General features: G+C 71.5%; 4 protein-coding genes. 3 read left to right on the top strand and 1 reads right to left on the bottom strand.

Annotated elements, in window-relative coordinates; translation table 11 throughout:
- The 3 genes from EHS43_RS00890 to fxsT form a co-directional block, all read left to right on the top strand.
- Nucleotides 1–1784 (top strand): HEXXH motif-containing putative peptide modification protein (locus EHS43_RS00890; RefSeq protein WP_125188480.1); only part of this gene is annotated, 1784 nt, incomplete at its 5' end.
- Between the two features lie 60 nt (nt 1785–1844).
- Nucleotides 1845–3146, top strand: coding sequence for a TIR-like protein FxsC (locus EHS43_RS00885; protein ID WP_312023399.1), 1302 nt, complete (start codon nt 1845–1847; stop codon nt 3144–3146).
- 79 nt (nt 3147–3225) lie between these two features.
- A complete protein-coding gene (fxsT, locus tag EHS43_RS00880; protein ID WP_125188476.1) occupies nt 3226–7191 on the top strand; it encodes an FxSxx-COOH system tetratricopeptide repeat protein in 3966 nt (1321 codons plus the stop codon).
- A 15-nt stretch (nt 7192–7206) separates the two neighbouring features.
- Here the strand turns inward: fxsT and EHS43_RS00875 are convergent, their stop codons facing one another.
- On the bottom strand, nt 7207–8079 hold the full coding sequence (locus EHS43_RS00875) for an alpha/beta fold hydrolase (RefSeq protein WP_125188474.1): 873 nt from the start codon (nt 8077–8079) through the stop codon (nt 7207–7209).
- Nucleotides 8080–8164: the final 85 nt, after the last annotated feature.

The following is an 8164-nucleotide window of genomic DNA, read 5'->3' as shown; positions in this document are numbered from 1 at the left end:
AGCCCCCGCCCCGCCCCGACGCCGGCGCCTCGGTCACTCCGTACGGCGACTGGCTGCTGCGGGCCCACGACCGCTGGACGGCCGCGGGCCGGCCCATGGGCGTGCGGGTCCTGGACTCCGTGCTGCGCACCCTGCGCGGGGCGAGCAGTCTCACCGAGTCCCTCGGACTGGCACCGGTGGAACTCGCGGTCATCGAGACCGACGGCGCGCTGGAGCAGGCCGACTCGCTGAAGACCGCGTACGACGGAGCGCCCGGCACCGGTCTGCACGTCTCCGTCAACTCCCTGGACGAGATGGCCGCGCACCCCGGCATCACGGCCCGGCAGCAGGGGCTGGACGGGCTCTGCGAGACCTGCCGGGACTGTCCCGTGGTCCGCTCGTGCGGGGGAGGGCTGTACGCGCACCGCTACCGCTCCGAGGGCGGCACCGGAGGGTTCATGAACCCGTCCGTGTACTGCGCCGATCTGAAGCAGCTCATCACCGGGATCCGCGACCGGGAAGACCGGAGGACACCGATGTCCCACCTCCCCCTGGACGACGTGCACCTGGCCGAGATCGCCGCAGGGTTCGGCGGCGCCGACGCGGTGGACCGGCTGGCCCGGCACGAGCTCACCGTCAACCGGGAACTCCTCGGCGCCGTCTGGCACGAGAGCCCGCACGACGAGACCGGGACGGCCGCCTGGGAGACCCTCGCGGTCCTCGACGCCGAGGCCCCCGAGTCGGTGGACGCGGTCCTCGCCCACCCCTATCTGCGCCCCTGGGCCCAGCGCGTGCTCCGCGGTGACGGGGAGGCCGGGCCGATCGCGATGCGCGGGGTGGCAGAGCTCGCCGCGGCCGCGCTGCTGCGGTCCGGGCAGGCGGGCGGCGTGACCGTACCGACCCACCTCGGTGTGCTGCGGCTGCCCACCCTGGGCGCACTGGTCGTGGGCGAGGCGACGGAGGCCCGGGTGACCAGCGTCTCCGACGAGAGCTTCCACGTCCGGGTCGAAGGGCGCGAGCACACCGTGGGCCCCAAGTCCGCCGCGGATACCGCCTGGTGGGCCCGGCACCGCTTCGAACTGCCGGGCTGGGCCGTCGCCCTGGAGGACACCGACCCCTGGCGGGACGCCCACGGTTACCCCGTACGGGATCGGCTGTCCCCGGCGGCGGCCGGGAGCTGGCACCGGGACCTCGCCGCCGCGTGGGAGTGGATCCGTCGTGAACTTCCCGCCTACGCCCCCGGACTCGCGGCGGGCCTGAGCGTGGTCACCCCGCTGCGGGAGTCCACCACGGGCGCGGACATCAGCTCGGCGGCCCGGGACGCCTTCGGCGCGGTCGGCATCGCCCGGCCGGGCACACCTCAGTCCCTGGCGTGTCTGCTGGTCCACGAGTTCCAGCACGTCAAACTGGGTGCCGTACTCGATGTCGCGGACCTCTACGACCCCACCTGCGAGCGGCTGTTCTACGCCCCCTGGCGCCCCGATCCGCGCCCGCTGGAAGGGCTGCTCCAAGGGACGTACGCGCACATCGCCGTCGTCGACTACTGGCGTGCCCGCCGGCGGACCGCGCCGGGCGCCGAGGCGCGGGACGCCGAGGTCCGGTTCGCGCGGTGGCGGCAGCAGACCGCCGAGGCGGTGGACACGCTGATCGGCTCCGGCGCCCTGACCGACCTGGGTATGCGCTTCGTCGCGTCCATGGGGGAGACCGTCGCGAGCCGGCTGGGCGAACCGGTGGCCGCCGACGCGCTGCTCAGTGCCCAGCGCACCGCAAGGGACCACAAGGTCCGTATCACGGGGCTGGATTGACGTCGTTTCACATCCCTTTCCGCACAGTGGTGTTCGACGTACCGTTTCGCCGATGAGGCCGTGGTTCCTACACTGAAGCTCGGTCGGACGGCGTATCGGGGGGTATTCGTGCGAGGGGACCCAGACGACCCCAGGAATGGGCGGCCGTATTTCTTTCTGAGTTACGCGCACACGCCGCGGAACGACTCCGAGATCGCCGGCCCCAACGCGTGGGTGAAAAAGCTGTACGACGGCCTGTGCGCGCACATCCTGGAGATGACGTCGTTACCGGTGGGTGCCCGGGCCGGATTCCTCGACCAGGGAATCGCGCTGGGCACCCGGTGGACGGACGAGTTGTCGGAGAACCTGGCCCGCTGCCAGGTGTTCGTGCCGCTGTACTCGCCCCGGTACTTCATCAGTGAACAGTGCGGCCGCGAGTGGTGGGCGTTCTCGCAGCGGGAGATCTATCGCCGCACCCTCCGCGGGGAGTCCCGCGAGAGCGCCATCGTCCCCGCGTTATGGGTTCCCGTCGAGGTCGCCCAGCTTCCGCAGGTGGCCAAGGACCTCCAGTTCCAGCACGCGGACTTCGGGGAGGACTACGCGGCGGAGGGGTTCTACGGACTGACCAAGCTCAGCTACCTCAAGGACCAGTACGAACGCGCCGTCTACCGGCTCGCCCAGCGGATCGTGCGCGCCAGCCGGGCCATCGACCTGGAGGAAGGGCAGATCTACCGGCAGTACGAGTCCCTGCCCAGCGCCTTCGGGGACAGTGCCCACCCACCCGAGTTCGACGTCACCGTGATCGCCCGGTCCCGGTCCGACCTGCCACCGGGCCGGGCGGCCGACTACTACGGGGACACCCCGCTCGAGTGGAACCCCTACCATCCGGTGTCCACCCGCTCCCTCGCGGAGCACGCCGCCGACCTCGTCCGGGCCATGAACTACCGGGTCACCGTCAGCGACTTCGAGAACGAGTCGGACCGTATCCTCACCGTCAGCCGGCCCACCACCCCCGCCCTGCTGCTGCTCGACCGATGGGCCCTGGACTCCCCGCGCGTGACGGAGCTCATGGCCCAGCTCGCCGAGCGGCAGCGTCCCTGGATCAGCGTGATGATCCCCCAGCACCGGGACGACACCGTGCCCCCGGAACGGGACCGGCAGTTGCAGGAGCTCACCGACCGGGTGCTGGCCGCACGGCAGGTGGTCGGCTCGGGCCACCGCTCGCCCGGCGGCGCCATACGCACCCTGGAGGCCTTCCAGCTCGAACTCCAGAAGGCCGTACGACAGGCGGTCAACTACTACGAGGCCCATGCGATGACCTATCCGCCGAAGGGGCCACCCATCGATCCCCCGCGGCTGCCCAGGCTGGGATCCCAGATCTGAGCGCGACGCCGGGCCCCGCCCGCGGCACCCGGCGCGTACGGCACGAGGGAAGTGCAAGGCCTACACAGGGGAGGGCTCCATGACCGAGAACCGCAAGGGTTCAGTGATCACCTTCTACTCGTACAAGGGCGGGACCGGCCGGACCATGGCGCTCGCCAACGTGGCCTGGATCCTGGCCGCCAACGGGTATCGCGTGCTCGCCGTCGACTGGGACCTCGAGGCGCCGGGTCTGCACCGGTTCTTCCACCCGTTCCTGAAGCCCTCGTTAATGCAGGCCACCCCTGGCCTGATCAACCTGATAGACGACTACCGGCGTGAGGCGCTGCGCGACCTCCCCGACCGCGAGCCGGACTGGCACCGCCGCTACGCCCGGGTCCGCCCGCACGCCCTCTCGCTGGACTGGACCTTCCCCGAGCCCGGCAGCCTGGACTTCCTGTCGGCGGGCATGCGGCACCGGGACTACCCGATCGTCGGCAACATGGACTGGGACAGCTTCTACAACAGCTACGGCGGCGGACAGTTCTTCGACGCGATGCGCGCGGACATGGAGCGCTACTACGACTTCACCCTGATCGACAGCCGCACCGGACACAGCGACCTCGCCGACATCTGCACCGTGCAGATGCCCAGCACCCTGGTGGTCTGCTACACCCTCAGCGACCAGAGCATCGAGGGCGCCGCCGCCGTCGCCCAGCACATCGAGGAGCGGTACGGCGACAAGGGCATCCGCATCCTGCCGGTCGCCATGCGCATCGACGACGGCGAGAAGGACAAGGTCGACGCCGGCCGGGCCCTCGCCCGCGAGCGCTTCGACGGCCTGCCCAGCAACATGGACGCCGACGAACTCACCGCCTACTGGGGCTCGGTGGAGATCCCCTACCGGCCCTACTACGCCTACGAGGAGATCCTCGCCCCGTTCGGTGACCCGCCCAAGGTCGCCAGCTCCATGCTGACCGCGTGCGAGCGGCTGACCTCCGTGGTCACCGGGGGCCGGGTCACCTCCCTGCCGCCCCTGAACGAGATCAAGCGCAACCAGTACGTCGCGGCCTACACCCGACGCCGCCCCCTGCCGCCGTCGAAGCTGCTGCTCCAGTACGTCTCCGAGGACCGCATGTGGGCGGACTGGCTGGAGGCGGTGCTGCGCGAGGCACGCTTCGAGGTGACCTCCCAGGACCTGCGGTCGATGACGACCCTGGAGCTCGGCTCGGAAGCGGTGTCCGGCGGCTCGCAGCGGGCGCTCGCCGTGGTCTCCCCCACCTTCCTCGGCTCCCGCACCGCCCGGGCCGCCTGGGAGGCCACCGTGCACTCCGGCGGCCCGCAGAAGCACCAGCCGATCGCGCTGCGCGTCGGGGACGTGCAGCAGATCCCGTACGCCAGCCGGGGCGGCACCATCGATCTGGCCAGGCTGGACGAGGAGACGGCGACAGCCGCCCTGCTGACCGGTCTGGGCCGGCCCAGCTCACCGCAGACCTCCGCCCGGCCGCACGGGGCGCGCTTCCCCAACAGCAGCACCAGCGTGTCCAACGTCCAGCCCCGCTACCCGTTCTTCACCGGCCGCTCCTCGATCCTGGAACAGGTGCGCCGGCAGTTCGTCACCAGCGCTCCCGGCGGCGGGTTGCCCCAGGTGCTGCACGGCCTCGGCGGCGTGGGCAAGACCCAGCTCGCCCGCGAGTACGCCAACCGCTTCAAGCCCGACTACGACCTCGTCTGGTGGGTCGACGCCGAACAGGCCGACCTGGTCGCGCCCAAGCTCGCCGACCTCGGACGGCGGCTCGCCCCGGGCATCGGCGACGACGTGTCCGAGGCCGCCGTGGCCGCGCTCCAGGCGCTGCGGGCCGGCCACCCGTACAAGCGCTGGCTGCTGGTCTTCGACAACGTCGAGGACCTGGACGAGGTGCTGAACCGCTTCAGCGACCAGACCGGACCGATCCCCGACGACGTCTACGGACACCTCCTGGTCACCACCCGCACCAAACCGGCCTCGACCCGGGTGCGGACCGTGGAGGTCGAGGTCTTCACCCGGGAGGAGAGCGTCGAGCACCTGACCGCGCGGGTACCCGGACTGCGCGAGGAGGACGCGGCCCTGGTGGCCGAGGCGGTCGGCGACCTGCCCCTGGCGATCGAGGTCGCGGCGGCCTGGCTGGCCACCACGGCCACCCCCGTCGGCGAGTACATCGAGCAGTTGCGCGACCAGAGCACCCAGGTCCTGTCGGTCCAGGCCGCCGTCAACGCCGTGGAGTACCCGTCGTCGGTGGGCGCCACCTGGAACATCTCCGTGGCCCGGCTGCGCCACGAGTCACCGGCGGCGGCCCGGCTCCTCGAACTGTGCAGCTTCTTGTCCGCGGAGCCGATCTCGATGGCCCTGGTCGGCAGCGACGCGATGATCAAGGCCCTGCTGCCGTACGACAAGGACCTGCGCGCCCGGTACATGCTCGGCAAGGTCACCCAGGCGCTGAACCGGTTCGCGCTGGCCAAGGTCGACGCCACCGACAACTCCATCCAGGTGCACCGGCTGGTGCAGGCCGCGGTGCGCGACAGCATGGACCCGCGGGTGGCCGAGGACACCGTGCACGAGGTGCACCGCATCCTCGCCGCCATAAGGCCTTCCGAGGACGCGGTGGACGACCCCGCCAAGTGGCCCGAGTTCGAGGTGATCTGGCCGCACCTGGTCCCCTCCAACATCCGTGAGTGCGCCGAGGAGGAGCCCCGGCAGCTGATGGTGGACCGCATGCGCTACCTGTGGAAGCGCGGCGAACTCCATCTCGCCCGCACCCTGGGCGCCCAGCTCAACGAGTTCTGGAGCACCGAGTTCGCGGACTCCAACGACGAGCAGATCCTCAATTTGCGGTTCGAGCTGGCCAACATCCTGCGCTCGCAGGGCGAGTACCAGGCCGCCCGGGAGATGGACGAGGACACCCTGGCCCGGCAGCGCCAGCTCCTCGACGACGGCCACCCCTCCCTGCTCATCACCTCCGGCAACGTGGCCGCCGACCTGCGGGCGCTCGGCCGTTTCAAGGAGGCGCTGGAGCTGGACCAGCGGAACTACAACGGGTTCCGCGAGATCTTCGGTGAGGACCACTCGCGGACCCTGCGCTCCGCCAACAACCTCGCCATCGACCACCGTCTCACCGGGGACAGCGAGGCCGCCCGGCGGCTCGACGAGGACACCGTGCGTCGCCGTACCGCGATGGACGGGCCGCTGCACCCGTACACCCTCACCACCCGCAGCCACTACGCCCGCGACCTGCGGGAACTCGGCGAGTACGACGAGTCGGTGGAGATCCTGCGGCAGGTCCGGGAGCTGTTCGGGCAGGTGCTGAACCCTTATGTGCCGGAGGTGCTGCGGGTCGACAAGAGCCTCGCGGTGTCGCTGCGCAAGGCGGGGCGGCACGCGGAGGCGCTGGAGCTGAGCGAGCAGACGTGGGAGACCCACACGCGCTACCGGGACCGGTACGGCCGTTCCATTCCCGAGGAACTGGCCTGCGGGCTCAATCTCGCCGCCGACTACCTCGCGACCGATCCGGAGCAGGGGGCGCAGCGGGCGGTACGGCAGGTCACCGAGGTGCTCGAGGGGTACCGGAACTCCTTCGGGCCGGGGCATCCGTTCACGATGTTCTGCATCAACAACCTGGCGACCTATCACCGGGCCCTCGGTGAGCCCGGCACCGCCGCCGAACTGGCGGAACAGGCCCACACCGCGCTCGCGCGGGCCCTGGGCAACGAGCACCCGGCCACCCTCAGCGCGGGGGCCAGCCTGGCCAACGCCCTCGCCGACCTCGGCCGCCTGGAGGAGGCCGAGCACTGGGAGCGGCTCGCCGTGACCGGGCTGCGCAAGCGACTGGGGCCCACCCACCCCGACACACTCGCCGCCATGGCCAACCTCGCGATCACTCTGCGCGCCCTGGGCCACGACAAGGAGGCCACCAAGCTCCACCAGGAGGCGGAGACGGAACTCGTCCAGCGCCTGGGCGAGATGCACCCGCTGAGCACGGCGACGGCGGAGTGGCGCCGCATCGACCGGGATCTGGAGCCGCAGCAGGTGTGAGGGGGGTCGGTGGAGTCAGTCGTCGTCGCGGGACGCCCAGCCGATGATGCGGGTCATGACGCGGAGGGCTCCGAAGTGTGCCGCGTCGGGTTCGACCTCGACCAGGGCGCCGGGGATGTTGCGGCCGAGCCAGCGGGTGTGTTCGACCGGGGCGAAGATGTCCTCCGCGCCGTGCCACAGCACGACGGGGGCGGTGATGTCCGTGAGGTCGAAGCCCCAGCCCGTGCTGAACGCCATGACGTCGTCCACCCACCCGTCGGCGGAACGGCGCAGTCCCTCCGCGAAGTTGCGCTCCAGCATGTCCTGGATACCGGCGTCCGCGACGATCCGGCGGTCGGACTCCGGCAGCCCGCTGCGCATCTCGGCGACGATGGCCGCGGGATCGGCGCGGATCGTCAGCGAGCGCAGGCCCAGCGCGGCGGTGAGCCGGTGCCGGCCCGCGGCCGCGTTGACGTACGCGTGGACGTTGGCCTCGGTCATGCCGTCGAACCAGTCGAGATCGGCGGCGTCCGGAGGGGCGAGTCCGACCAGCGCCCCGGTCCGCGCGGTGCGCTCTGGGATCAGTGCCGCGCAGGCCAGCGCGTGCGGGGCGCCCCCGGACCGGCCCACCACACCGAACCGCCCGATCCCGAGCGCGTCGGCGATCAGACGGACGTCCTCGGCGGCCGCGCTGACCGTACGGCCCACGCTGCGGTCCGACCCGCCGTATCCGGGACGGTCGAACGTGATCAGCCGGACCCCCATGCGGTAGAGGACCGACGGCCGCGGGGCGGGGCCGAGCCGGCTCCCGGGGGTGCCGTGCAGCAGGAACACCGGACGCCCCTTGGGGTCCCCCCGCTCCTCGACCGACAGCCGCCGGCCGTCCCTCGCGCAAACCGTCCACGCCATCGGCAGTCCCCCCACGGCCCGGCGTTCCCCTGACTCCGGTGACCGGGCAACCGGTACCGGTCGGTGCGACCGGCACCGGTCAGTA

This window comes from Streptomyces sp. RP5T, assembly GCF_003933965.1.
Taxonomy (GTDB): Bacteria; Actinomycetota; Actinomycetes; order Streptomycetales; family Streptomycetaceae; genus Streptomyces.
Note: the sequence above shows the minus strand (reverse complement) of the source record. Positions and strands in the feature narration are given on the sequence as shown.